Genomic DNA, 23,855 nt, shown 5'->3' on the forward strand with positions numbered 1-23,855 from the left:
CATAGGCTGGGCTGATAAATTCCATTTAATTTATTAAATAGGAATTGGCCCCGATGAGCTTGATGGGCAGCAATCACACATATTCCGGCCGCTACAACCGTCGCCTCGTTTTCGATCTTATCCGATCTGGCAATGGCATAAGCCGGCGTGACCTTGTTGATGTGACAGGCTTGAAGCCGCAAACCATGTCCAATATCTGCAAGGACCTGATAGACCGTTCAGTGGTTGTGGAAACCATCCAACAAGAGGGCGCGCGCGGTGCGCCGCAAAAGAAGATGTGGGTCCGGGCCGATGCCGGTTGCTGCCTGGGTATTCACGTGGATCGCGACGGGCTTCTGGGCATCGTCTGCGATCTGGGGGGGCGGGAGTTGGGTCGCGAAACCGCATCCGCATCGCTCGAAGATCCATCCGACACCATCCGTGCCATCGCCGATATGACGCAGCGTCTGCGGTCGGTTACCGTGGATCGTCCCGCCTGGGGCATTGGCATCGCGATGCCCACATTGCAGGAGGCGGAATTCGAACATCCCGTCGGCCCGCCAGGTTGGGATGCGTGGAGCCGTATGCCGGTGGCGGAAGCCATCGAAGATGCATGTGGCCTCCCCACCATCGTCGAGAATGACGCCACAGCCGCAGCAGTTGCCGAACTGAGGGTGGGAAGTGCGGGAGGACTGAGCCACTACGTCCATATTTTCGTCGGGCACGGACTTGGGGCAGGCATTATCAATGACAGCATGCCGCTTCAGGGATTTTGGAACAATGCCGGAGAAATCGGTCTCCTGACATGGCCGGCGGAACTTGCCAATCCAGATGCGGGGAAACAGACACCGTTTTCGATCGACGAACTTGCAGCGATGCTGTCGTGCGAAAGCAGGGAGATTGCGCGGCCTGGGGCATTGGAGAAACTTTACGCTCAACGCGACAGTGTTCTGATGCGATGGCTCGATCTCAATTCAAAGCGCCTGCGGTTGCTGGTGTCGCTGCTTGAAAACATCATGGACCCGCAGACCATCGTGGTTGGAGGGCACTTTCCACCAGCGCTCATCAATTCCCTGATCGACCGGGCCTATCCCCTTTTGCCGTCAGTCAGCGCCCGAAGCCACCGCGAAATTCCCCGGCTGTGTGCTGGCGCTCTAGGGCCGGAGGCCGCCGCGATCGGCGCTGCCATGCTACCTGTGATTGCTCATGGCAGCCCAGACTTCAGGCGCCTCTCATCCATGCGCGGACGCAGCCAGACGATCGATTTCGAAAGACGCTTCGATCGCGTCGCAGGCGCGCCAACGGATGACGACACGTCATCCTGATTTACATAACTCTTGCCGACAGGACCAAAACATGAAAATCGCAATTGCCGGGCTCGGCTTTCGGCTTGCCAATGTCATTGCCTCCTTCCGCAAGGCCTGCCCTGAACTGGAAATTGTCGGCTTGATGGACCCGCAGCCTGCTGGGCTGCCAGCCATTCATTCCGCGGGCATGGCGGCGCCGCGACGTTTCGAAACCATCGAGGCTATGCTGACGCAGACGAAGCCGGATCTTCTTATGGTCGGCTCGCCCAATCTTTTCCATCTGGAACATATCACCGCGGGATTGCGCGCAGGCGTGCGGGTTTTCACGGAGAAGCCGGTGGTGATCGACGAAAACCAGACGATGACGATGGCGCGTCTGCTTGCCGAATATGGCGATGAAAGCGTTATCGTGGGGCTCGTTCTGCGGTACTCTGACCTTTATCGGGATCTGCGCGCAGCGCAGACGCAAGGTCAAATCGGCGCCATCACGTCGATTGAGGCATCCGAGCATATCGCACCCTACCACGGAGCATTCTTCATGCGGGACTGGCGACGGCATACGCGCTATGCCGGGCCGTTTATCTTGGAGAAATGCTGCCACGATCTCGACCTCTATGGCAGCGTTGTTGGGCAGCGGGCGATGGCCGTTGCCAGCTTCGGCGGCCGAAAGTCGTTTATCGCGGAAAACAAACCGGATCAGTTCTCCGCGTTTCAACAGCGGGAATTCTATAAAAAGCCGAGCGGCTGGCTAGAGGGTGGCGCGGTGTTTGAGAGTGACGGCGATATTATCGACTATCAGACCGCGATTATCGAATATAATGGCGGGGCGACGATGACGTTCCATACCAATCTCAACGTTCCAGATCAGTTTCGCCGCTTCTGCGTGATCGGTAGCAAGGGAATGGCCGAAGGCGATTTCATCCGCAATCGCTTCGAGGTGCACTCTGCAATAACAGGCGAAAAGCTAGTCGAGCGGCGTTACGAGGGGCACGAAAGCGATCACTATGGCGCAGATGATCAGATGGCCTCGGATATCTACAGGCATCTGACCGAGGCCTCTCCCCTGCCCGTCAATATCGTCTCAGCCTTGGAAGCGGGGCTCGTCGCGATCAAGATCGATGAGGCACGCCGTGTCCGGCGCACCATCGAGCTTGCTGAAACCTGGCAGCGCTTCGATGACGCGCTTCGCACCCCTCATGTGGCTGCCTGAGGCCGCGATTATGACCATGCCAGCGTCTTTATCATCCGTTATCATCCGCAACGCCCGACCGTCCGATGAGACGGCGATCCTCGACATATGTGTGCGCACTTCGGATCGAGGCAAAGACGGATCACAATACTACTCTGACCCGAGACTTCCCGGACTCTTATGGGCGCTGCCCTATGTCCGCTTCTGCGCAGAAACTGCATTCGTGCTGACGAAGGATGACGTCGTCATGGGCTACTGTGTCGCCGCACCCGATACGATTGCCTATGAAAATTGGCTCGAGGCCGCATGGTGGCCGTCCTTGCAGGAAGAGCTCCGCGATTTCGAAACACGGACAGTAGAGGATGAGAACGTTCTTTCCTATATTCGAAGCGCAAGAAAGACCCCGGCTGAGGTCACGCGGCCCTACCCCGCCCATCTGCATATCAATCTTCTGCCTGAGATCCAAAATGGCGGCCATGGGTCGTCGCTGCTGCGACATCAACTGGATTCTTTGACGAGGTCTGACGTAAGAGGCGTCCATCTAGGCGTTAATCAGTATAACGAAAAGGTCGTAGCATTTTACGCCAAATTCGGCTTTGTGGAAATTGACCGGACACCATCGATCGTGATGGCGAAGCGGCTGATTGAATGAAATACTTAAAGCGCGTCGCGATTTCTAACGTCGCTCTTCAAGCTGTAGCGCCTTTTGTTTTCTTTTGTCGAAGCTCGAGGATAACCAAAACTATTCCAAAAATGATTTTCATGGCGAGCTGGCCTTTAAAGTCCACTCCGTTTTGCGACAAAGTGTCTTTTCGCCTTGAAGGGATTCGAGCCGTCAAACTCGCCATTCAAAAATCGGCCTGTTGATAGAATACGAACGCCGCTCATTCTGGCATCAACGGTGTATTAAAATTAGAGGACTGAACTGATGGGGCTGTCTAATCGCAGCTGGGGCGTAAAGATTGAATTTGTCTGAAGATCGCTGCCGGGTGCATGGTAGTCTTCGCGGTCGACATCAGTCGCCGCATGAAGGAGCCACGCAGCACGAGCCTTCGATGTGGACGACGCGTTCAGCTGCGAAAGCGATGCAACTCCATCAACGGAATGGCACGGCTCACGTCCCGGCAGGGCCGCTTCAAGCGCTCAGTTATTGAGCGCTGTCAGGTACTATTTGGTCATGCCCGCAGTCGGATTGAAGAACTCTCCGGTTTTCAGCATGGTGTGCATGGTGACAGCTAGCTTTCGCGCGACAGCCACGGCAGCTCTTTTAAAAGCTGATCCCCTCTCGCAGCTGAAGCCCCCGTGTTCGCAATGAACTCTGTTTGGAACTGCGCGTGAGAACGACCGAAGCCGCTTCGTATAAGAGCCCGCGCAAATGGCGGTCTCTGAACCGCCCCGGAGGTCGGTTCCGAGTTTTTGAGAGCTGTCGTTCTGGCACATCTTCTCTCGTCTCGCTGCATAAGTGGATACAGGGGACGACTCATCAATCGGAAGGCTCACGATCAACTGTCAGATCTGACAAGCTCTACCGAAAAATTGGATGGGAATAGATGGGGAAATGGAATTTCTAAAAACGGCGATTGTCCGGATCACGCCCGAAATCCTGTCTCTAGTCGCTGAAATTGACGAATTCAAAGGTGCTCGGCGTGCGGTCGGCCAGATCGCGCCTGAGCGGTTGTCCAGCTTGAGACACGGCGTCGATGCCACCCAACGCCACACAACTTGGCAATTCCGTTGAACAGCCCAAATGACAATCAGTGAGCCGTAAGATCGCGCAAACGATGCGGTTTTTTGATTACGGCCTCGGTTCTTGTGGAAACCTTTTCAGAGGTTTAGTATAAAGCTGGCCTACAGCGCGTGCTGCGTGCGCTGCGGGTTCCCCCGAAATCCACGGAGACTAAGATCAACTTCCAGCTAAGGGAGCGTGAACCTGTGTCTTCGACATCAAATCCAGGTCGCATTAATTCCACACTTCGCAAGTTTCTCGACAATGAGGCCTCAGGTGGCCTTGTTCTTATGGCCGTCGCGCTTTTGGCGATCATCACGGCCAACTCACCTTTGGCTGAGGATTACTTCCATATCTTGTACGTCTACATCGGGCCTCTCAACCTCCAGCACTGGATCAACGACGCCCTGATGGCTGTGTTTTTCCTGATGGTTGGACTCGAGATCAAACGTGAAATGCTGGACGGCCAACTCTCCACCTGGAGCCGCAGGGTCCTGCCCAGTGCTGCCGCTGCAGGCGGCATGCTGTTTCCGGCGCTCTTCTATGTTCTTTTAAACCGCGACAACCCGGCAGGACTTCAAGGATGGGCAATCCCAACCGCGACCGACATTGCATTCGCTCTCGGTGTCCTCTCACTGTTCGGATCACGTGTTCCGACGTCGCTGAAGATTTTCCTTGCGGCGCTTGCTATCATTGACGACCTCGGAGCGGTCATCGTTATTGCTCTGTTCTACACGGCAGATCTGAACCTTACTGCTCTCATTGGCGCTGCTCTCGTTTGGGGTAATCTCTTCATTTTCAACAAGATGAAGGTGAAGGTACTGTGGCCGTATCTGGTGGTGGGAGCTGTACTTTGGGTGCTCGTCTTTGCCTCAGGCGTTCATGCGACGCTTGCTGGCGTCATGCTGGCATTGACGATCCCTTTGAAGCTTACCCCTGGCACGCCAGAAGCAACGCCAGAAGAATCCCCACTCCATCGCCTTGAGCATGCGCTGCACAAGCCTGTTGCGTTCATCATCGTGCCGATCTTCGGCTTCGCTAATGCTGGCGTTTCGCTCTCCGGCCTTAGCTTGTCGGTATTCAGCGAGCCTCTGACAATGGGAGTTGCAGGTGGTCTCGTGCTCGGCAAGCTGGTCGGAGTACTCGGCGTCGTCACATTACTGGTCAAGCTTGGGCTTGCACAACTTCCTGCGCAGGCGAGCTGGGGTCAGGTTACGGGCACTGCTCTTTTGTGCGGTATTGGTTTCACGATGTCTTTGTTTATTGGCTTGCTCGCCTTCAACGATCCCTCTGTTCAGGATCACGTGAAGATCGGCATCCTGATGGGATCACTTGTCTCAGGTGTCGCTGGGGCGATTATTCTCACTCTATCGAGCAGGCGTCAACCGGCTGAAAACAAGCTGAGTTGCGAGACAATCAAGTGACGGCTTAACGGAAATATTACCTGCGTCTCGGGCCTCTGACCCGAAAAGGGTCAAGCCGGCATTGAGCGCCGAGATCGAATTTCGCGCCTCAACTGCTTACGACAAACTGAAGCGTACCTCCTGCAAAGGCTTGCAGGAGGCGCCGGACAATGCCGATTTTTGCAGGCTGAATTAGCGATAAGGTCTGAGCAGGCTTAACAAGCTATACTTGGTCGCAACGGCGCAAGTGCTTGTCTGGCGTGCTGCCTGTTTCGTGGACACTGGAATTAAGGTGTTTCTAACGGAGTTGGAGCCCACGAATACAATGAAAAAATTCAGTCGCGGCACGCGCCCGGAAAGGCGATCATGACGCGTCCAGGACCGGCAACAGTCGGGCAAGGACAGTCCGATCAAGCGCGGCCAAGATCGTCGCTGCCGGCCGTTTGGCAGGCAGGTCTTGAGCAACCTGTTGCCTTCACGCAGCGGCGGTGACGCCATCTCGAAAGCTGCCACAGGCGGTGGCCGGTTGACCCGGAACCACCTGAAATATCTGATAGGTCAATATATCGGCTCATTTCGATGATTGTGACCTTACATCAGAGTTGACAATAGGCCGACGTCCTTCACGTGCCCAGTGCTATGCTCTATCCCTGCAATCACCTCCGACATGCTCGACTTGCCGCGCGAACTATTGTTAGGTGATGGTGCGTCAGAGCGAATGTGTCGGAGGGCCGCATGAGACTCAGAAACCAGATCCTTGCGCTGGCCATAGGGCCTCTAGTGCTTGCGATCATCATCATCACGGCACTCATAACATGGCAGTCAATGACGCTGGCGCGCACGAGTATCGACGCGTTTGAACGAAACATGCTTGCTGCTAAGGAGGCAGAACTCCTCAACCTCACCAATCTTGCCCTATCTGCTATCCGCTCCGTTTATGACAAGGCCGGGCCTGGTGACGACGCAGCAAAGGAAGAGGTCAAGCGCATTCTGATGGACCTTGACTACGGCACGGACGGCTATTTTTTCGTCTATGATTATGACGGGTTGAACGTCGTTCATCCGCGGCAAAATTTCCGTCCGGGTAATAATTGGCTGGATCTTTATGATCCTGACGGCAATCGGGTCATCTACGACCTGATCCTCAAGGCAAAAGAAGGCGGGGGGCTTGTTCAGTACAAGTGGGAGAAACCGTCGACCCGGAAAACGGCCGATAAGCTGTCCTTTGCGGCCGGTCTCGACAAGTGGCGTTGGATGATCGGGACAGGAGTTTATCTGGATGACGTTTTTGCAGCGACCGCGGCGGCCAAGGAAGAATTGCGCCATTCCATCACCTGGAATTTTCTGATCGTTGCGCTGTTTGCGGTTCCTGCCGTGCTGTTGGTGTTTGCCACCTGCATGCTGCTCAATCTGCGCCAGCAGAGGATGGCGGATGGTCGGCTCAAGGAATTGATGCAGCGGGTGATTGATACACAGGAGGAGGAGCGCCTGCGCATTGCCCGGGAATTGCATGACGGCATTTCTCAAAATCTTGTCGGCGTGCGTTTCGCAATCGATCTTGCACGGCGCAAGGTGACGCCGGACAATGTCGGTGCTGTAGAGGCTATCGGCAAAGGGGCGGCCGCACTGACCGAGGCGATCAAGGAGGTCCGTCGTATTTCACACGACCTGCGCCCACGTGTTCTCGATGACCTGGGATTGACCGCAGCTTTAGAAGCACTGATTTCAAGCTTTTCCGAACGCACCGGTATCGCGGCAACGCTGGAATCGGTGGCCTTCAAGCACATGCTAGTTCCGGAAGCCCGTGTCGCCCTTTATCGTGTCGCGCAGGAGGCGCTGACCAATATTGAGCGTCATTCGAATGCGACGCGGGTCACCATCAGGTTCTCCAGCCGGGATGAACGCGTGCAGATGATCGTCAGCGACAATGGCCGCGGATTTCCGGCCACCCGCGAAGAGAGCGAAATGGCGACCGACAAGGGGCTTGGCTTGCGAAACATGCAGGAACGCATGACCCATTTCGGGGGCAGGCTTGATGTGGAAAGCTCTGCCAAGGGAACGGTTCTGCGAGCGGTCCTGCCCATGACGGCTATGAAGGACCGCGGCCACCGTGTGCAGGAGGCTGCGGAATGAACGTTCATCCTATCCGGGTTCTTCTTGTCGACAACCATCCTCTCATCCTCGACGGGTTGAAGGCGGTGCTCGAAACGTACGAGCACATCACTGTCGTTGGAACCGCAGTGTCTGCCGTGGCGGGTATTGACGCGGCTGTGGCCACGCAACCCCATGTGGTGCTGATGGACATCAACATGCCCCAGATCAATGGCATCGATGCACTCGAACTGTTCAAGGAAAAACAGCTTTCAGCGCGGGTGCTGATGCTGTCGATGCATGATAGCCGGGAATATATTTCGACCTCGGTGATGTATGGTGCCGCCGGCTATATCCTGAAAGATGTGGCTACCGAGGAAATAGTGGTAGCCATCGGCACCGTTGCGGCGGGTGGCACCTATTTCTCGTCAGGAGTCCGGGACGTGCTGATGGAGAGCGCCACTGGCAGGTTGAAGGAACTCACCACCCGCGAGCAGGACGTTCTACTACTGATTGCAAGGGGAAAAAGCAACCGCGACGCCGCTGCGGCGCTGGATATCGCCGAGAGCACGATGGAAACCCATCGCAAGAACATCAAGCGGAAACTGGATATTGCGACGACCGCCGGTCTTATTCGCTATGCGATAGACCACGGGCTCATCAAGGAATAGCGCGATGGGATCGAGGCCCCGCGAATGTTGTCACCCGGGGGCCTCGACATCAGTTATGCCAGCTTATTTGCCGGCAGTCTGCATCGCATAGCCATAGCTGTCATAGGTATATTCGGCGACGCGGAACCATTCATAGCTCTCGTCGCGGAATTTCTTCCATTCGGGATATATTTTGGCCCATGCGGGATGTTTCTGCGTATACTCGTCATAGAGTTCGAAGGTTGCCTTATAGGCGGCGTCGAGCACGTCCCGGGGTAACGGGCGAAGCTGCGTGCCCTTCGAAACGAGCGAGCGGATCGCATCCTTGTTCTTGACGTCGTAGAGAGCCTGCATGTTGATGTTGGCCGCCTTGCAGGCGGTGTCAAGCGCTGCCTTGTATTCGTCAGGCAGGGCCGCATATTGATCCTTGTTGACGAAGAAGTGAATCGTCAGACCACCCTCCCAGAACGCTGGATAATAATAATAGGGCGCGATCTGGTAAAAACCGAGCTTTTCGTCGTCATAAGGGCCGACCCACTCCGCAGCATCGATGGTACCACGTTCCAGTGCTGGATAAATGTCGCCGCCCGGAAGCTGCTGTGGAACGGCGCCAAGCCTCGCAAGCACCTGCCCGGCGACCCCGGCAATTCGCATCTTGAGGCCCTTGATATCCTCAATGCTTTTTATCTCCTTGCGATACCAGCCCCCCATCTGGGCGCCCGTCGCACCACCAGGAATTCCGATGACGCCGTAGTCGGACAGAAATTCATTATAGGCCTCGTTGCCGCCGCCATGGTAAAGCCATGCGTTCTGCTGACGGGCATTCAGACCGAAGGGGATGGTCGAGCCGATGGCGAATGTCGGATCCTTGCCTGTGAAATAATATCCGCAGGTATGGGAAATTTCCACCGTGTTGGCCTTTACGGCATCGATGGCCTGTGCGCCGGGAACAATCTCTCCGGCCTGAAAGACCTGGATGTCGAACTTGCCACCCGTCATGGCCCTCAAGGCATTCGCCATGACAACGGCACCGCCGTAAATCGTGTCGAGATTGTTCGGAAAACCTGACGTCAAACGCCAGCGAACGGTCGGTGACGATTGGGCTATTGCCGGTGTTGCTAGCGTCGAAGCAGCCGCTGCCGCTCCCGCAAGCACACCGCCCGACAAGAATTGTCTGCGGCCTGGATTATCCTTCATAGTTTTACCTCCTCCTGTTGAATACGGGTGGCGTGGTCGGGCGCTTGCCTGCCCGATCAATCGTCACGGTGTGCTTGGCTTGCCGAAGCTCGGTGCAGTGTTGCCGGGCGCGAGGAACGGGTTGGCGAAAGGATCGGCGTCCGTTCCCGCGCCGGGCATGGGTACGTTGATATGAACGGCAGAAGGATCGGCCACCTTGGCGCCCGACTTGTAGTGCATCACGATGCCGGGGAACGCGATGATGATGATGACCATGGCGAGCTGGATGAAAAGATAGGGAATGGCGCCGAGATAGATCTGGCTCGATGTGATTGGCTGGATCGTCTGCCCGGTGATGCGATCCTTGTAGGCCCTTGTCGGCGCGACGGACCGCAAAAAGAACAGCGAAAAGCCGAAGGGCGGGTGCATGAATGAGGTCTGCATATTGACCGCTAGCATGACGCCGAACCAGATCAGATCTATGCCAAGCGCATCCGCGACCGGAGCCAGAAGCGGGATGATAATGAAGGCCAGCTCGAAATAATCAAGAAAGAAGGCCAAAAAGAAAACCAGCAGATTTGCGACGATCAGGAATCCGATCTCTCCGCCCGGAACCGATGTCATCAGATGCTCGACCCAGACATGGCCGTTCACGCCATAGAAAGTCAGGGAGAAGACTCGCGCGCCGAGCAAGATGAGCAGGACGAAGGACGACAGTTTTGCCGTCGCGTATAGCGACTGCTGAATGAGGCCCAAGTTGAGCTTGCCATTGGCGAGCGCAAGGGCGAGTGCGCCCACCGCTCCCATGGCGCCACCTTCCGTGGGCGTGGCGATGCCGAGGAAGATCGTACCAAGCACGAGGAATATCAGGACGAGCGGCGGAACCAGCGAGGTGATCACCTTCAAAAGCAATTTGCTGCCCCGCAGGGTCCGTGCCTCCAAAGGCAGTGCAGGCACTTTTGCCGGACTGATGATCGAGGTCACGATGATGTAGAGCGTGTAGGCACCAACGAGCAAGAGACCCGGAACGAGGGCGCCTTTGTACATGTCCCCTACCGAGCGACCGAGCTGGTCCGCCAGCACAATCAAGACGAGGCTTGGCGGTATGATCTGCGCCAGCGTACCGGAAGCTGCGATTGTGCCGGCGGCGATTTTACGGTCGTAACCGTAACGCAACATGATCGGAAGAGAGATGAGGCCCATCGAAATGACCGAGGCGGCGACAACGCCGGTGGTGGCCGCCAGAATAGCGCCAACGAAAATCACCGCAAAGGCAATGCCGCCACGTACTGGTCCAAACAGCTGGCCGATCGTATCCAAAAGGTCTTCCGCCATGCCGCTCTTTTCAAGGATCAGGCCCATGAAAGTGAAGAAGGGGATGGCGAGTAACGTCTCGTTGGACATCTGACCGAATATGCGATCGGGAATGGCCTGAAACAGGGTTGCCGGTAGCAGGCCGAGTTCGATGCCGATGAAACCGAAGAAAAAGCCGACAAAAGCCAGAGCAAAGGCCACCGGATAACCCAGCAGGAGCACGATGATGAGCGCCGCGAACATGATCGGGGCGAGATTTTCCGCAAGGAATGCCATTGTTATTTTTCCTTCGATCAGAGCATTGCCGCTTCGGCGTCCGCCGCTGCAACCGGATCAGGAATATCGCCGCGCAGGATAGCGACGCGCTTGATGAGTTCTGACACTCCCTGCAAGGAGAGCAGGCTGAAGCCGATCGGTATCAGTGCCCAGACCGGCCATTGGATTAGGCCGCCCGTATTATTTGATACTTCACCGGAGGCGAACTTCTGCAGGAAGACCGGCCAGGAGAGGTAGACCGTGATGAGGCAGAAAGGCAGGAGGAAGAAGATCGTCCCGAGAATGTCGACCCACAGTTGCCCTTTGCGCGGAAGATTTCCGTAGACTAGGTCAACCTTCACATGCTCGTTGTTAAGAAGCGTGTAGGCGGCAGCAATGAGGAACACCGCAGAGAACAAATACCACTGTGATTCAAGCCAGGCGTTTGAGCTCATAGAAAACGCCTTGCGCATGATCGCGTTGATGGCGCTAATGAAAATAGCCGCTAGAAGCAGCCAGGAAATTGCTTTGCCAATTGCTGAATTGGCAGCATCAATGGCGCGCGAAACGGCCAGTAGAAGTTTCATGATATCCTCCCCGGACGCGGCCGCGTACTCCTCAATACACATGCTGCCGCTATCGTTCGGGCAAGATATCAATGGCGGCTTCTCGCTCAAGGGCTGTCGTCTGTTAACTTCTTCAGGCATACCGAGAACTGGGTATGCAGGTTCAAAGAGAGCAAAAATACAGTGGCATTCCGTGAAGAAACACCGTGTCCAGGCCTGTAGCTTTAATTGCACTCGAGGCAGCCCTGCTGGGGAATCTTCACCTTCAGCCATGTCGAGTTGAATCTGCGATGTCACTTGATTGGGTCCCCGCATCGGGCAATTTTAGGCCGCTTGGCGATGACCCTGTTGATGAACGACTGGCCCGGGATCAGCGACCTGTGTAAAAAGTACGTCGGGGCCGGATTTCCAAATGCGAGATCCAAGATAACTCTGGGCCTCAACAAGAGGGCGTCGATGGCATACCCCAGGCGGCTCGAACTCTAGCGCGGGTCGACGCTGTGAAAGGGGTACGAACCCACCGCACGTCATTTGTTGTCAGACTTTCTGGAGCAGTTCCATTGGCTTAGAAACACAGTGGAATGGACTCAAACGAAAATTATTGATGAATTTCGTTTAGGTTTTCAGCGCGTTATTGAGGTCGTGCAAACCGACCATCAGCATCATGGGATCGGACGGAGAAGACTGGAAGCCGACGGCTTCGTAGAAGGCTCGTGCGTCATCAGAAATCGCATGGACCAGCACGCCGCGGATCCCGAGCACTTCAGCGGCATTCAGCAGGCGCAAACCCGCGTCGCGCACCAATGCCCTGCCGATACCACGCCCTTGACAGGATTGATCAATGGCGAGGCGGCCAAGCACTGCAACTGGGATTGGATCAGGCATATTGCGCCGAAAGCGACCAGGCACTTCCGGCGGTTTCACGGAGCCAGTGGCCAGGGCGTAGTACGCGATGACGCGGCTCCCGTCGCACACGACAAAGGTCCGCGACGCGCCGCCTGCTTGATTGGCCCGGGCACGGCGCCGAAGCCAGTCGTCCAGTTCAGGCACTCCAGAATTGAATTCGGCCAGTTCGTGATGATCGGCCAGGGGAACTGGTGCGCTGAGAATCACGCCTCATCCCAGGGCGCTTTGGTCGACATCGTGCGCTTTAGACGCTCATTGGGCTGTGCAGGCGCATCGAGACGGGCAAGATATTCGGCATAAATTTCGGGGCTTACCGTGACGATTGTACGGTCGAGCAGCACCTCCTCCGCACGGCGCTCGGAAGCTTCCAACATGAAATCTGTGCGCGTTTTGCCGAGCAACTCTGCGGCGCGATCGATCAAGTTGCGAGTAGCAGGTTTGATGCGCATATTCAGCGGCACACTTGCGTCCGGGCTCTTACCCGTGTGTGAGGTCGGCATGGGAAACTCCTATCCAAGCGCATTTATATAGCGTAACGACATTATCTTTACAAGCGGCGTAAAGATAATGTCGTTACATTCGCCTGCGGACGAGCGCACGACAGACGCCGGCTTGAAGCATAACCTCATGGGATGTTGTCACGTTAAGTTACCTAGGCCGAGAAAGGCAGCGGCTCGAATTTTCAAGCGATGCAGGCAGCAATTTTCGATGCATCGAACGCTTCGAGGCGGTAGCGAAGTGTTTGTGCGGCGCGGCGGCGGGCGGGAACAGAAAAGCGATGTGGGTAGCGCCGCAGTGCATAGAAACGAACCGTTGCAATGCTCCGGGCGATCGGCGACCCTGCAGGGTTCGTTCTCGTTTCGAAACGGCATATGGCTGTTCTCGGCCCGATTGTTGAAGCTCTTGTGCGACCAATTGTTAAGGCCGGCAGCCACGTCCGCATTTGCCGCACTCGTAGGAGCGCGGCTTGTCAGTGATGATCCGCTAGGGAGCAAAACCACAGCGCTTCATCAAAGACACGACTAGGCGCTTGGCCTCCCTTTTGTCACGTCGCTTCTGTAATATTTCTTCGAGAACGACGCCATCCTGATCGACTGCGCGCCCAATCCAAAACGTGGGCAATGGCGAGCCGGTTAGCGTGACAACACCTCTTGACGGGCTAAGGCCACTAGGCGCTGCAGGAGGCGTACGCCGCCGCTCGGAAGACGTTGATCGCCAGGGGATATCCTTGTGATAGGAACGCATAACCTTACTGATTGCGCAGGATTCAAGACAGGCGGAGCGCCCGGAATAGCCGTTATGTGCGTGAGGCACCTACGCCCCTGTCAACTTTCAATAGAAAGCCTGATACACCCAGACAGTCGTTGGCCGGGAGAGATCGTTTCGACGCCGCGGCCATTTCGCTCTGGTTCCGGTAAGCCAAGTGCTCCGGCGACCATGGAAACGGGTTCAAGACAAAGATAGCGGTCCATACGGTGGGCAGCGAGATTGCTAAAAACGGGATCCGCCTCGAGCAACAGTGAAAAACTGTCAAAACCGATGCGCGCATATGACCAGTCGGTGAAGTGCAAGGTGTATCCCGTCGTAGCAGGAATGGTAGGTTTCGAGCGGGGCACCGCTTGCTGGCCGGTTGGCACGTTCTGCACATCGAGGGGATATTGCAGTTTGGCATCGGTGCTGGCGTCGCAGCCCAATTCTGCCGAAAAATAGGGATGCCAGCCAAGCGAAACCGGCACAGGCCGGTTTTCCAGATTGGTTATCGACAATTCCACCGTCAAACGGTTGCTTTCAAGCATAAAAGATTGTTCAGCGCGGAAGGAAAATGGCCACTCAGCATCCGCCTTATAGTCAAGCACCAGCGTGCACTGATCGGCCGCCAGGCTGGAAATATCCCACGATCGTCGGTGAGCGGGTCCATGCATGGCATCAGGCGAAAGGGCGGGATGTGGAAGAAGGTCGTGGCGGATATCCGCGTGAACGAATGAGCTGCCATATAACCTGTTGTGGTAAGGAATGAGCGGATAGGCACCTGCCCTCGGCCAGTTCAACGGGTCAAAAGACTCCCCCGCTGTCGGCACCAGAATATCGCCGTGACCCTCGTGGTGCAGATGCGTCATCCTTCCACCCCAGGAAGGGCGGAGGCGGGCCGAAAGCTGCCTGAAGGCAATCGTAACCGTTTCAGGCAAAAGCATATGAGCCATCAGGCCGTTTCGGCACGCGTCGCTGCCAGTGAACGTAGCCATCTTCCTGCATGGCCTTTTCATCCATCTCGACTCCCCAACCCGGTCGGTCCGGCCTCAGTTCCAGGTAGCCATCCTTTGGCAGATAAGGGTCGACAACATAGCGCGTTTCATCCTCGCGTTTTTCGAGGTCGGTGCCGCCATAAACATAGCATTGCCCTTTCGGCAGCCTGTATTCAAGAATACGGAAATTCTGCTGGGCGGCGGAGAAATGCACGTTGACGGCGGTGGCGAGCGGCCCCATCGGGTTGTGCGGTGCGATGCTGACGAAATGCGCCTCTGCCAGCGTGGCGATGCGGCGCATTTCGGAAATACCACCGACAACGCAGATGTCGGGTTGAATGATATCGGCGCCCCGGACTTGCAGAAGACGCAGGAAGTCATTGCGGTTATAAAGACTTTCACCCGTTGCCAGCGTGCAGTTCAGCCCCTGCTTCAGGTCTCCCCACATCTCGATATTTTCCGGACGCAACGGCTCTTCGAAAAATAGCGGATCGTAAGGGGCAAGCGCATTGCCCAGTTGACGAGCGGCAGCAGGCTCGAAAATCTTGGCATGCGCGTCGAAGGCAATATCGTAGTCGGGCCGCACGGTTTCGCGAAGCGAGCGGAAATATTCGGCCGAACTGCGCACCACCTCACCCCAGCGATGGGCGTGAATATCGACGCGCCATGGGCTTAGCTTGAAGGCTGTGAACCCCCAGTCTTCGTTGAGACGATCGAATTCCTCCCTTGCCGCCGGTGCATCCGGTGCCGTGTAGACGCCGGCGTAAACCTTGATACGGTCACGCACTTCGCCGCCCAAAAGCTTGTACACAGGCACGCCTGCCGCCTTGGCGGCAAGGTCCCAGAGGCAATGGTCAAGCGCTGAGATTGCCGAAAGACCAAGTGCTCCGGGCGGAAAGCGGTTTTGTTGGAGGAGGAGATTGTAGAGATACTCGACCCGAGTCGGATCCTGCCCGGCCAGGAAGCCGTAGAGGTAATCCAGAACCGGGGGCAATGCGAGATCGGGGCCGTGATTGTAGCATTCGCCCCAGCCGGTCAAACCGTCATCGGTATCGAGAGCGACGATAACGCGGGGGCGGTCCTTGTCGCGGGTAACGAATACCCGCATGCGATCGATTTTCATGCTTTGGTCTTCCTCTTGAATTGCGAGAAGCAACAGCCGCGCCGTTATCTGGCAGCAGCTCCGTTCTTGATCTCGGGCGGCTCGACGTAGCGGAACCTTCTCGTGCGGTCGCGATCGCGCGGATCCGGGCGCGGAATGGCCGACAGAAGTGCCTGCGTATAAGGGTGATCCGGCGCGTTGCAGACTTTTTCGGCGTCTCCCACCTCAACAAGCTTGCCGCGATACATCACTCCGACGCGGTCGCACATGTATCTGATGACGCCGATGTCATGGCTGATGAAGATGTAAGCCAGGCCAAGTTCGTCCTGCAGCCGCATGAGCAGGTCCAGCACCTGGAAACGCACCGAAACATCGAGCGCCGACGTCGCCTCATCCGCAACGATGATGCGCGGCCGGAGCGTGATGGCGCGGGCGATACCGATGCGCTGGCGCTGGCCGCCGGAAAAGGCGTGTGGGTAACGCTCACGTCCGGCAGGGTCCAGACCCACCTGCTCCATCAGGGCGCAGACGCGCTCATCCAGTTCCTTGCCTTTCGCAATGCCGTTGACCAGCAGCGGCTCGCCGATGACCTGTGCCACCGTCATGCGCGGATTGAGCGAACCGAACGGATCCTGAAAAACCATGCGCAACTCACGCCGGGCCGCTTTCAGCTCCGCACCTTCGATTTTGGCAAGATCGACCACCGTACCATCCGCCCGGCGATAGCGCATCTCGCCCCCGGTCGGATCGTAGAGGCGCATGATCGAGCGGCCCATGGTGGTCTTGCCGGAGCCGCTTTCGCCGACGATGCCGAGCGTTTCGCCCGGAAGCAGCTTGATCGACACGCCATCCAGCGCCTTCATCTCACCGAAGTGCATCGAGAGGTCGTTCACTTCCAGGATAGGCGCCGCGGCAAGATCGAGCGGCGGGCGGGCAAGCCGGATTTCCGCCTTCTGCTCCAGCTTCAGAACCGAGCCGATCAGCATGCGCGTATAGGGGTCTTGTGGATTGTGGAATATCTCATCGACAGTGCCATATTCCTTGGCGACGCCGTGATGCATGACCAGCACGTCATCGGCAATCTGCGCCACCACGCCCATGTCGTGGGTGATGAAGAGCACCGCCATTCCATGAGCCTTTTGCAGCCGCGATATCAGGTCGAGGATTTCGGCCTGCGTCGTGACGTCCAGCGCGGTTGTCGGTTCGTCGGCGATCAACAGTTGCGGTTTGCAGGCCAGCGCCATGGCGATCATGGCGCGCTGGCGCATGCCGCCGGAATATTGGAAGGCATAACGATCCAGCGCCTTTTCGGGGCTGGGAATTTCCACCTGGCGCAGCAGCTCGATGGCTTCCGCCCGTGCCTGCGCCTTGCTCATCTTCAAGTGCAGCCGCAGAACTTCGGTGATCTGATCACCGACGGTATGCACCGGCGACAGCGACGACATCGGCTCCTGAAAAATCATCGCGATATCTGCGCCGCGCACCGAGCGGATGGCCCGGCTGCGCGGATCGAGCTTTGCGAGATCCAGCGACGTGCCGTCAGCACGGTTGAGGATGATCGACCCGGAAGCGATGTAACCGGGGCTGTCGATGATCTGCAGGATCGAGCGGGCGGTGACGGATTTGCCGGAACCGCTTTCGCCCACAACGCAGAGCGTCTTGCCGGGATCGATGGAAAAAGACAGATCGTTTACCGCGCGGAAAATGCCGTTTCGCACGGGAAATTCGGTGACCAGATTGCGGACGTCAAGCAGCGGTCGGTCTGGCTTCATGGAGAGAATATCGCTCATCCGGGGCCTCACTTGTTATAGGGGTCGGCTGCGTCACGCAGACCGTCACCGAGCAGATTGAGCGCCATGACGGCAACGACAACAGCTACGCCGGGCAGGAACAGCCACGGCGCGGTTGCGATCGAGCGAATATTCTGCGCCTCGCGAAGCAGCACGCCCCAGGAAATGGTCGGCGGCTGGAGGCCAAGACCGAGGAAGGACAGCGAGGTTTCCGCAAGGATCATCGCCGGAACGGCAAGCGTGACCGAGGCGATGATGTGGCTCGAAAAACTCGGCAGCATATGGCGGAAAATGATGCGCCCTTCCGGCACGCCATCCAGCCGGGCCGCCGCCACGAATTCTTCCGTCCTCAATGACAGGAACCTGCCGCGCACGACGCGGGCAAGCTGCGCCCAGCCGGTCAAGGACAGGATGATGGTGATCATCATATATTGCAGCGTTGCCGGCCAACCCTGCGGCAGGGCAGCGGCAAGCGCCAGCCAGATGGGAATGGTCGGCAGCGACAAAACGAAGTCGATGACGCGCTGCATGACAAAATCGATGCGGCCGCCGTAATAACCGGAGATACCGCCCAGAACGACACCGAGAAGCAGCGAGAAAAACACGCCGACGAGACCGATGGACAGCGAAATTTGCGAGCCCTGTATTACCCGGCTGAAAACATCACGGCCAAGGCGATCCGCGCCGAAAAGGAAGAGCGGTCGGGTCTTGTCGGTCGAGGCCAGCAGATGGATATCCGTGGTGAACAGGCCGAGCACCGAATATTCGTAGCCGCGACCGAATAGCTGGATCGGGATTTTCTTGGCCGTATCTTCGACGAACACCGCCGCCAGCGTTTCAGGATCACGCGTCAGCTTCAGCGGATAATAGTGCAGACCAAGCGAGAGGCCGTCCGTCGTATCGATGAAATGCACACGTTGCGGCGGATGGAAGGTGGCGCGCGCATTCTGCAGAACCGGATCGTTGATGGCGAAGAAACCTGGCAAAAGCGCGACGATATACATGGCGATGGTGACGAACAGGGCGGCCATGGCCAGCCTGTGGCGCTTGAACGCCCACCAGATCAGTTGCCATTGCGAGGCGACGGCAGCGCGGTCCGGCCGGGTATTGGTGGTGATGGCGATATCGCTCATGGCGCCCTCCTATTCGAGACGGATGCGCGGATCGACCAGCGCAAGAAGGATGTCGCTGATGAGTGATCCGATCAACGTCAATCCGCAGATCAAAAGCACAAAGGCGCCGGCTAGATACATGTCCTGCGCCATCAGCGACTGCAAAAGCAGCGGCGCGGCCGTCGGCAGATTGAGCACGATAGCAACCACAACCGAGCCTGAAATGAGATTGGGCAACAGCCATGCAATTGTGGAAATGAATGGGTTGAGCGCAATTCTCAAAGGATATTTCGTCAGCAGCCGGAACTCGGACAATCCCTTTGCGCGCGCGGTTGTCACGTAGGGTTTGGGTAATTCGTCCAGCATGTTTGCGCGCATGACGCGGATGAGGCTTGCCGTGGAGGACACCGCGAGGATCGCAACTGGTAGCCAGATGTGGGCCATCAGATCCATCATCTTTGCGATGCTCCACGAAGCAGTCTCGTACTCCGCCGAAAACAGCCCTCCGACATCGGCCCCAAATTCCACCGCCGCGACATACATCAGCACCAGCGCCAGAAGGAATGACGGTATGGAGAGGCCGAAAAAGGAGAAGGCGGTAAAAAGATAATCGCCGATTGAATATTTGCGCACGGCGGAGAAGACGCCGATCGGAAGTGCGATGGCCCAGGTTGCGAGAAGGCTTGCTATGGCCAGAACCAGCGTCAGCGCCATGCGCTCCCAGATGAGGCCGGAAACGGGCTGCTGCCATTCGAACGAGATGCCAAAATCGCCGCGACTGATGATGCCCCATATCCATTTGAGATATTGCACGATCATCGGGTCATCGAGGCCGAAGCGCTCTCGCAGTTGCGCCGCCGTATTGTGGTCTATGACTTCGTTGGACGCAGCAAGCGTGGCGATGTAAGTCGTCACGTAGTCACCGGGTGGCAGCTGGATCAGTACAAAGGCAAGAAAACTGACGGCGAACAGGGATGGTATCATCCACAGCAGGCGTTTTACGATAAATAGCAGCATGACGTTCTCGCAATCACGTTTTACCACACGCGCCGCCTTCCACTACGAGACGGCTTGCGGGTGGTCGAAGCAACCTGAGAGGCGCCGCCGCATTGATGAAGCGACGCCCATGTGGCGGTGTCAGCTTGTGAAGGTGAACTGTTGCGGCAACGCCGGGCCGGGGTTGGGCCATGACCAGCTGTCGGGTTCTTTCTCCGGCACGTTGCGAAGGTTGTTGCGGATGATACCGAAACCACCAACGGCAAGGCAAAGACCGATCGTCTCGAACTCTTCCGCCGCAATATCGAAGATTTCCTTCATCTTCTCGCCGCGCTTGACAAGGTCGGCCGTCGAACGCGCTTCATCGAACAGTTTGAAGCGCTTCTTCTGGCTTTCCGGCGGCTCTTCCCCCTTCTGCCCGTTGGATGTGTACCAAAGCGCCCACGGAATGGCGTAGCGCGACCCCTGCGGGTGGAACGCGAAGAAGTCACGCGGGTCGAGCATCGGATCGAGACCGCCCGGACCCGGCCAGACCGCCGCATCATGAGCGTTATCATCGCCGCGTGTGTAGTACAGCGCGCGTTCGATGGTGTTGACCTTGATATCGACGCCGATTTGCGCCCACTGCGCCTTCACCAGTTCCAGCGCATCGACCAGATCGGGATAGAGTGTCGGGATCACATCGATCGAAAAGAAAATCGGCTGGCCGTCGGGCCGGAGCCGCATGCCGTTGCCGTTCTTCTTGTCGTAGCCGGCCTTGTCGAGAAGATCGTTCGCCTTGGCGACATCGTATTCGGTGTTCTGACGCGCCAGCTTTTCGTGATACCAGGGATGTGTCGGGCGCGGCCCGGCCTGATAGCCCTCGCTCTGGCCGAAATAGACGATGTCGATGATTTCCTGGCGGTTGAGCGCGATAGACAGCGCCTGACGGAACGACTTGTCGCCGAACATCTTGCGCATCTCAGGGTCTTTGTGGGTGATGTTGAGGTAGATCTGGCACTGCTGCGAAGCCGATGGCACCAGCGTCAACAGACGGTAATCGCCCTTTTTCATGTTCTGCGACAGCGTCGGCTTGTTGGCGAGAACGCTGATATGGCGTTCCTGAATGTCGATCTTGCCGGAGATGACGTTCAGCATCAACGATTCGACATCCTGCGAAATGCCGAAATTGACTTCGTTGATATAGGGAAGCTGGTTGCCTTCCGTATCGACCTGCCAGAAGTAAGGATTGCGTGTCATGACCACACGGGTCGCGCCGCCGGAATAGGGTTCCTTGACCACCCACGGGTCGAGCGTCGGCTTGTCGACATTCGACCAGCGCGACGGAATTTCGATGTCGCCGCACTTGGCGCGGAACAGTTCCGTCCAGCTGGACACGCCAGCCGCCTTGACGTCGGCATCGAGCGCCGTGTTGTATTTCGGCAGGAACTTGCTGCAATAATGCTTGGCAAACAGCGTCGGATGCTGGCCGAGCGGCGTGGCGAGGTTTTCCAGATAGAGCGCGTTTGGCGCTGCGAATTTGAACCTGACCGTGAAATCATCGACTTTCTCGACATCAACCGCCTTACCGGCGACGGAGAGTTGCGCCGGGGTAGCGCTGTAAAGCTCCTTGTTCTTGATGCAGTCCTCGATGGCGAACACCACGTCATCTGCGGTAAAGGGATGTCCATCAGACCATTTCGCGCCCTGCAACAGATGGAAGGTGAACTGGGAGGCGTCGTCATTGACCTCCCATTTCTCGGCAAGGTTGGGCAGAACTTCGGTGAAGTCCATGTTCCAGCGCACCAGCCCCTGGTTGCCGACCATGCGCAGGATGCCGTTATGGTCCGACGAACCGCGCAGGCCGCGGCGCAATGTGCCGCCATAGGTGCCGATCTTTTCATGCGGCGTCACCACCATCGGGTTTCTTGGCAGACGTTCCGCCAACGGCGGCAGTTTGCCGTCTTTTACCAGGGCTGCCAGTTCCGGCGCTTCCTTGCCGGCAGCAGCCAGGGCCGAGCTCCCGATGACGGACACGGCGGCGACGCCGCCAAGCCCAGCCATGAAGGTTCGGCGCGTCACGCCCAGTGAAAATTTATCGCCATCGCGCATCGACTATCCTCCCAAAAAATCACCGGCAGCGAGACAGCTTTCACCGAACCGCAACAGCCTCCCGGCCAGCCAGCACACCGATCCTCCACCGGCAGGGCAGACCATATGGGCGTTTTCAGATGATTACAAGTATTGACAGATTTTTACATATTTTTTATTCGTAGACCTGTCTTCACGATCAGGTTTGAGGAAAGAACCGGCACGACAGTAACCACGTTCATGAAAACCCCGGTATTTCTGTTGCGATTGAAATGCAGGAAACCCATTAACTTCAGCGATTTGCAACGGAAGGGCTGCTGATGGACAATCAAACCGCATCCGCCGCCGCTCGAGGCGAGACTCGCTTGAGCGACATCATCTACGAAAAGATCATCGGAATGATTTCTGATGGGCGGTTTCCCGTGAACGAGCGGTTGCCGTCGGAGCAAAATCTGGCTTCCCTGTTCGGGGCTTCCCGGCCTGTGGTGCGCGAAGCGCTGGAGCGGCTGCGCAACGACGGGCTTATCGTTTCGCAGAAAGGTTCCGGCTCCTATGTGCGCCAGCAGCCGGATTCATCCGTGTTGCAGCAGGTTCCTGTCGGCTCGCTTGCCGATGTGCAGCGTTTCTTCGAGTTCCGGTCCGGCCTTGAGTCTGCAGCCGCCGAACTTGCAGCACGCAGTTGGCAGGCTGCCGACAAAGCCCGCATCGAACAGGCCATTACCGCGCTGGAACAGTGTCTTGCGCGCAACGATCTTGGCGCGGAGGAGGACTTTGCCCTGCACGAAGCCATTGCGAAAGCGAGCCATAACCAGTTCCACATCACCGTGCGGATCTGGTTCAAGCCGCATTTCGCGATCGGCCAGTCGGTGACACGCAGCCTCAGCCTCAAGCGCACGCCGCAACATGTGCGCGAGGTACAGAACGAACATACGGCAATCGTGGAAGCGATTTTTGCGCGCCAGGAACAGGCCGCGCATGACGCAATGAAAGATCACATCCTGAAGGCCCGCGCCCGCATGTTTCAGGGCGTCGGCAGCTAGAACCGTTTTTTCCACATTTCAAAAGGCGAGCCATACAGGGCAAGGGAAAATAATCAGTGATCCAGCCACGCATCATAGAGCCCAAACTCCGCTCTCTCATCGACACGCCGTTGAAAGTCGGCGAATCACCGGCATGGGATGAGCGTACCGGGAATCTGTGGTTCGTCGACATTCTCGCCCCCGCCATTTTCTGCCTGCATCCGGGCGGCAAACTCGACAGATACGAAATGCCCGCCCAGGTGGGATGCCTCGGTCTTTGCGACAATGGCCTTGTTGTGGCGGGCCTCAAGACGGGCGTGCACCTTCTAGACCCCGCAAACGGCGCGCTCGAACTGCTGTGCGATCCGGACGAAGGACGAGCAGACAGCCGTCTCAACGACGGCAAGGTCGGCCCCGATGGCCATTTCTGGGTGGGAACCCGCGACGAGGCTGCCGTGCAGACAGGAAATGCCCGCCTCTATCGTATCGCGCCGGATGGCGGCGTCGAGCTTGTCATCAATGGCGATATGTTCACATCGAACGGGCTTGCCTGGAATCTGGACGGAACGCGTATGTATCATTCTGACAGCAGCGGTCTGATGTATCAGGCGTTCGATTTCGATGCCGCGACGGGCAGGCTCGGTCCAGCCGAACGCCTGCACGATTTCGCACCCGACGAAGGCAGGCCTGATGGCGCGGCGACCGATTGCGAAGGCTGTTACTGGAGCGCCGGCGTTCAGGCCGGGCGTCTCAACCGCTTTTCGCCGGAGGGCGAACTGTTTGAGATATACAGGTTGCCGTTCAAAGGGCCGACCATGCCATGTTTCGGCGGCCCGGACCTCAAAACGATCTATCTGACGAGTCTTGTGACCGAGACGAACGGAACAACCACTCCAGGTACGCTTGTTGCGTTTGATGTGCCTGTCGCGGGCGTAGCCGTTCACAAATTTTCTATCTGAAG

The 23,855-nt window shown here is 57.2% G+C and carries 20 protein-coding genes and 2 pseudogenes; 9 read left to right on the forward strand and 13 right to left on the reverse strand.

From position 1 onward, the window contains the following. Positions 1-53: 53 nt before the first annotated feature. The 3 genes from ACQZ5Y_RS16960 to ACQZ5Y_RS16970 are packed head-to-tail and all read left to right on the forward strand — an operon-like array spanning position 54 to position 3,127. Positions 54-1,304 (forward strand): ROK family protein, encoded by a 1,251-nt coding sequence (locus ACQZ5Y_RS16960; RefSeq protein WP_112402653.1) that lies wholly within the window; start codon positions 54-56, stop codon positions 1,302-1,304. Between the two features lie 31 nt (positions 1,305-1,335). Further along, the gene (locus ACQZ5Y_RS16965) at positions 1,336-2,496 is read left to right on the forward strand and encodes a Gfo/Idh/MocA family protein (RefSeq protein ID WP_112402654.1); all 1,161 of its coding nucleotides are present in this window, start codon (positions 1,336-1,338) and stop codon (positions 2,494-2,496) included. After that, the gene (locus tag ACQZ5Y_RS16970) at positions 2,462-3,127 is read left to right on the forward strand and encodes a GNAT family N-acetyltransferase (RefSeq protein WP_081308998.1); all 666 of its coding nucleotides are present in this window, start codon (positions 2,462-2,464) and stop codon (positions 3,125-3,127) included. Before ACQZ5Y_RS16965 ends, ACQZ5Y_RS16970 begins: the two co-directional genes overlap by 35 nt. Positions 3,128-3,642: 515 nt before the next feature. Here ACQZ5Y_RS16970 and ACQZ5Y_RS16975 read toward each other — a convergent pair. Then, positions 3,643-3,859: pseudogene (locus ACQZ5Y_RS16975) on the reverse strand (IS110 family transposase); the annotation flags it as partial. Between the two features lie 174 nt (positions 3,860-4,033). Here ACQZ5Y_RS16975 and ACQZ5Y_RS16980 point away from each other — a divergent pair. The 4 genes from ACQZ5Y_RS16980 (at position 4,034) to mctR (ending at position 8,366) form a co-directional block, all read left to right on the forward strand. Continuing rightward, the gene (locus ACQZ5Y_RS16980) at positions 4,034-4,213 is read left to right on the forward strand and encodes a hypothetical protein (protein ID WP_236762713.1); all 180 of its coding nucleotides are present in this window, start codon (positions 4,034-4,036) and stop codon (positions 4,211-4,213) included. A gap of 194 nt (positions 4,214-4,407) precedes the next feature. After that, positions 4,408-5,625: a Na+/H+ antiporter NhaA gene (nhaA, locus tag ACQZ5Y_RS16985; protein ID WP_174028005.1), complete on the forward strand. Its 1,218-nt coding sequence runs from the start codon at positions 4,408-4,410 to the stop codon at positions 5,623-5,625. Between the two features lie 714 nt (positions 5,626-6,339). After that, positions 6,340-7,737, forward strand: a complete 1,398-nt coding sequence (gene mctS / locus ACQZ5Y_RS16990) for a two-component system sensor histidine kinase MctS (protein ID WP_019565761.1) — start codon at positions 6,340-6,342, stop codon at positions 7,735-7,737. Then, positions 7,734-8,366 carry a two-component system response regulator MctR gene (gene mctR / locus ACQZ5Y_RS16995; RefSeq protein WP_112402655.1) on the forward strand — a complete coding sequence of 211 codons (633 nt, stop codon included), beginning with the start codon at positions 7,734-7,736 and terminating at the stop codon, positions 8,364-8,366. Before mctS ends, mctR begins: the two co-directional genes overlap by 4 nt. A 63-nt stretch (positions 8,367-8,429) precedes the next feature. On the opposite strand, the gene ACQZ5Y_RS17000 is transcribed toward mctR, so the two are convergent. The 12 genes and pseudogenes from ACQZ5Y_RS17000 to ACQZ5Y_RS17055 all read right to left on the reverse strand — a co-directional run bounded on the left by ACQZ5Y_RS17000 (position 8,430) and on the right by ACQZ5Y_RS17055 (position 21,896). Next, positions 8,430-9,542: a TRAP transporter substrate-binding protein gene (locus ACQZ5Y_RS17000; RefSeq protein WP_112402656.1), complete on the reverse strand. Its 1,113-nt coding sequence runs from the start codon at positions 9,540-9,542 to the stop codon at positions 8,430-8,432. 63 nt (positions 9,543-9,605) lie between these two features. Then, the gene (locus tag ACQZ5Y_RS17005; protein ID WP_019565758.1) at positions 9,606-11,111 is read right to left on the reverse strand and encodes a TRAP transporter large permease; all 1,506 of its coding nucleotides are present in this window, start codon (positions 11,109-11,111) and stop codon (positions 9,606-9,608) included. Between the two features lie 17 nt (positions 11,112-11,128). Then, entirely contained in the window at positions 11,129-11,677 is a 549-nt protein-coding gene (locus ACQZ5Y_RS17010) for a TRAP transporter small permease subunit (protein ID WP_019565757.1), read from the reverse strand. Between the two features lie 594 nt (positions 11,678-12,271). Then, positions 12,272-12,766 carry a GNAT family N-acetyltransferase gene (locus ACQZ5Y_RS17015; RefSeq protein WP_211380955.1) on the reverse strand — a complete coding sequence of 165 codons (495 nt, stop codon included), beginning with the start codon at positions 12,764-12,766 and terminating at the stop codon, positions 12,272-12,274. Then, positions 12,766-13,062, reverse strand: a complete 297-nt coding sequence (locus ACQZ5Y_RS17020; protein ID WP_019565754.1) for a type II toxin-antitoxin system TacA family antitoxin — start codon at positions 13,060-13,062, stop codon at positions 12,766-12,768. Before ACQZ5Y_RS17020 ends, ACQZ5Y_RS17015 begins: the two co-directional genes overlap by 1 nt. A gap of 182 nt (positions 13,063-13,244) precedes the next feature. Next, a pseudogene (locus tag ACQZ5Y_RS17025) lies at positions 13,245-13,675 on the reverse strand (DDE-type integrase/transposase/recombinase); the annotation flags it as partial. Between the two features lie 212 nt (positions 13,676-13,887). Further along, positions 13,888-14,754 (reverse strand): aldose 1-epimerase, encoded by an 867-nt coding sequence (locus ACQZ5Y_RS17030; protein WP_080802825.1) that lies wholly within the window; start codon positions 14,752-14,754, stop codon positions 13,888-13,890. After that, positions 14,741-15,928 carry a galactarate dehydratase gene (locus tag ACQZ5Y_RS17035; protein WP_013637437.1) on the reverse strand — a complete coding sequence of 396 codons (1,188 nt, stop codon included), beginning with the start codon at positions 15,926-15,928 and terminating at the stop codon, positions 14,741-14,743. Before ACQZ5Y_RS17035 ends, ACQZ5Y_RS17030 begins: the two co-directional genes overlap by 14 nt. Positions 15,929-15,972: 44 nt before the next feature. After that, positions 15,973-17,697 (reverse strand): ABC transporter ATP-binding protein, encoded by a 1,725-nt coding sequence (locus ACQZ5Y_RS17040; RefSeq protein ID WP_003517188.1) that lies wholly within the window; start codon positions 17,695-17,697, stop codon positions 15,973-15,975. 8 nt (positions 17,698-17,705) lie between these two features. Next, complete coding sequence (locus ACQZ5Y_RS17045) at positions 17,706-18,830, reverse strand: ABC transporter permease (RefSeq protein WP_025591532.1); 1,125 nt, start codon at positions 18,828-18,830, stop codon at positions 17,706-17,708. Between the two features lie 9 nt (positions 18,831-18,839). Continuing rightward, the gene (locus ACQZ5Y_RS17050; protein WP_003517191.1) at positions 18,840-19,826 is read right to left on the reverse strand and encodes an ABC transporter permease; all 987 of its coding nucleotides are present in this window, start codon (positions 19,824-19,826) and stop codon (positions 18,840-18,842) included. Between the two features lie 120 nt (positions 19,827-19,946). Continuing rightward, positions 19,947-21,896 carry an ABC transporter substrate-binding protein gene (locus ACQZ5Y_RS17055; RefSeq protein WP_174051430.1) on the reverse strand — a complete coding sequence of 650 codons (1,950 nt, stop codon included), beginning with the start codon at positions 21,894-21,896 and terminating at the stop codon, positions 19,947-19,949. A 299-nt stretch (positions 21,897-22,195) separates the two neighbouring features. Here ACQZ5Y_RS17055 and ACQZ5Y_RS17060 point away from each other — a divergent pair, with 299 nt between their 5' ends. Both ACQZ5Y_RS17060 and ACQZ5Y_RS17065 read left to right on the forward strand, forming a co-directional pair. After that, on the forward strand, positions 22,196-22,915 hold the full coding sequence (locus tag ACQZ5Y_RS17060) for a FadR/GntR family transcriptional regulator (protein ID WP_003517195.1): 720 nt from the start codon (positions 22,196-22,198) through the stop codon (positions 22,913-22,915). Between the two features lie 56 nt (positions 22,916-22,971). Further along, complete coding sequence (locus ACQZ5Y_RS17065; RefSeq protein WP_112401572.1) at positions 22,972-23,853, forward strand: SMP-30/gluconolactonase/LRE family protein; 882 nt, start codon at positions 22,972-22,974, stop codon at positions 23,851-23,853. The last annotated feature ends 2 nt before the right edge of the window (positions 23,854-23,855 follow it).

The organism is Agrobacterium sp. A3-95, assembly GCF_053521785.1.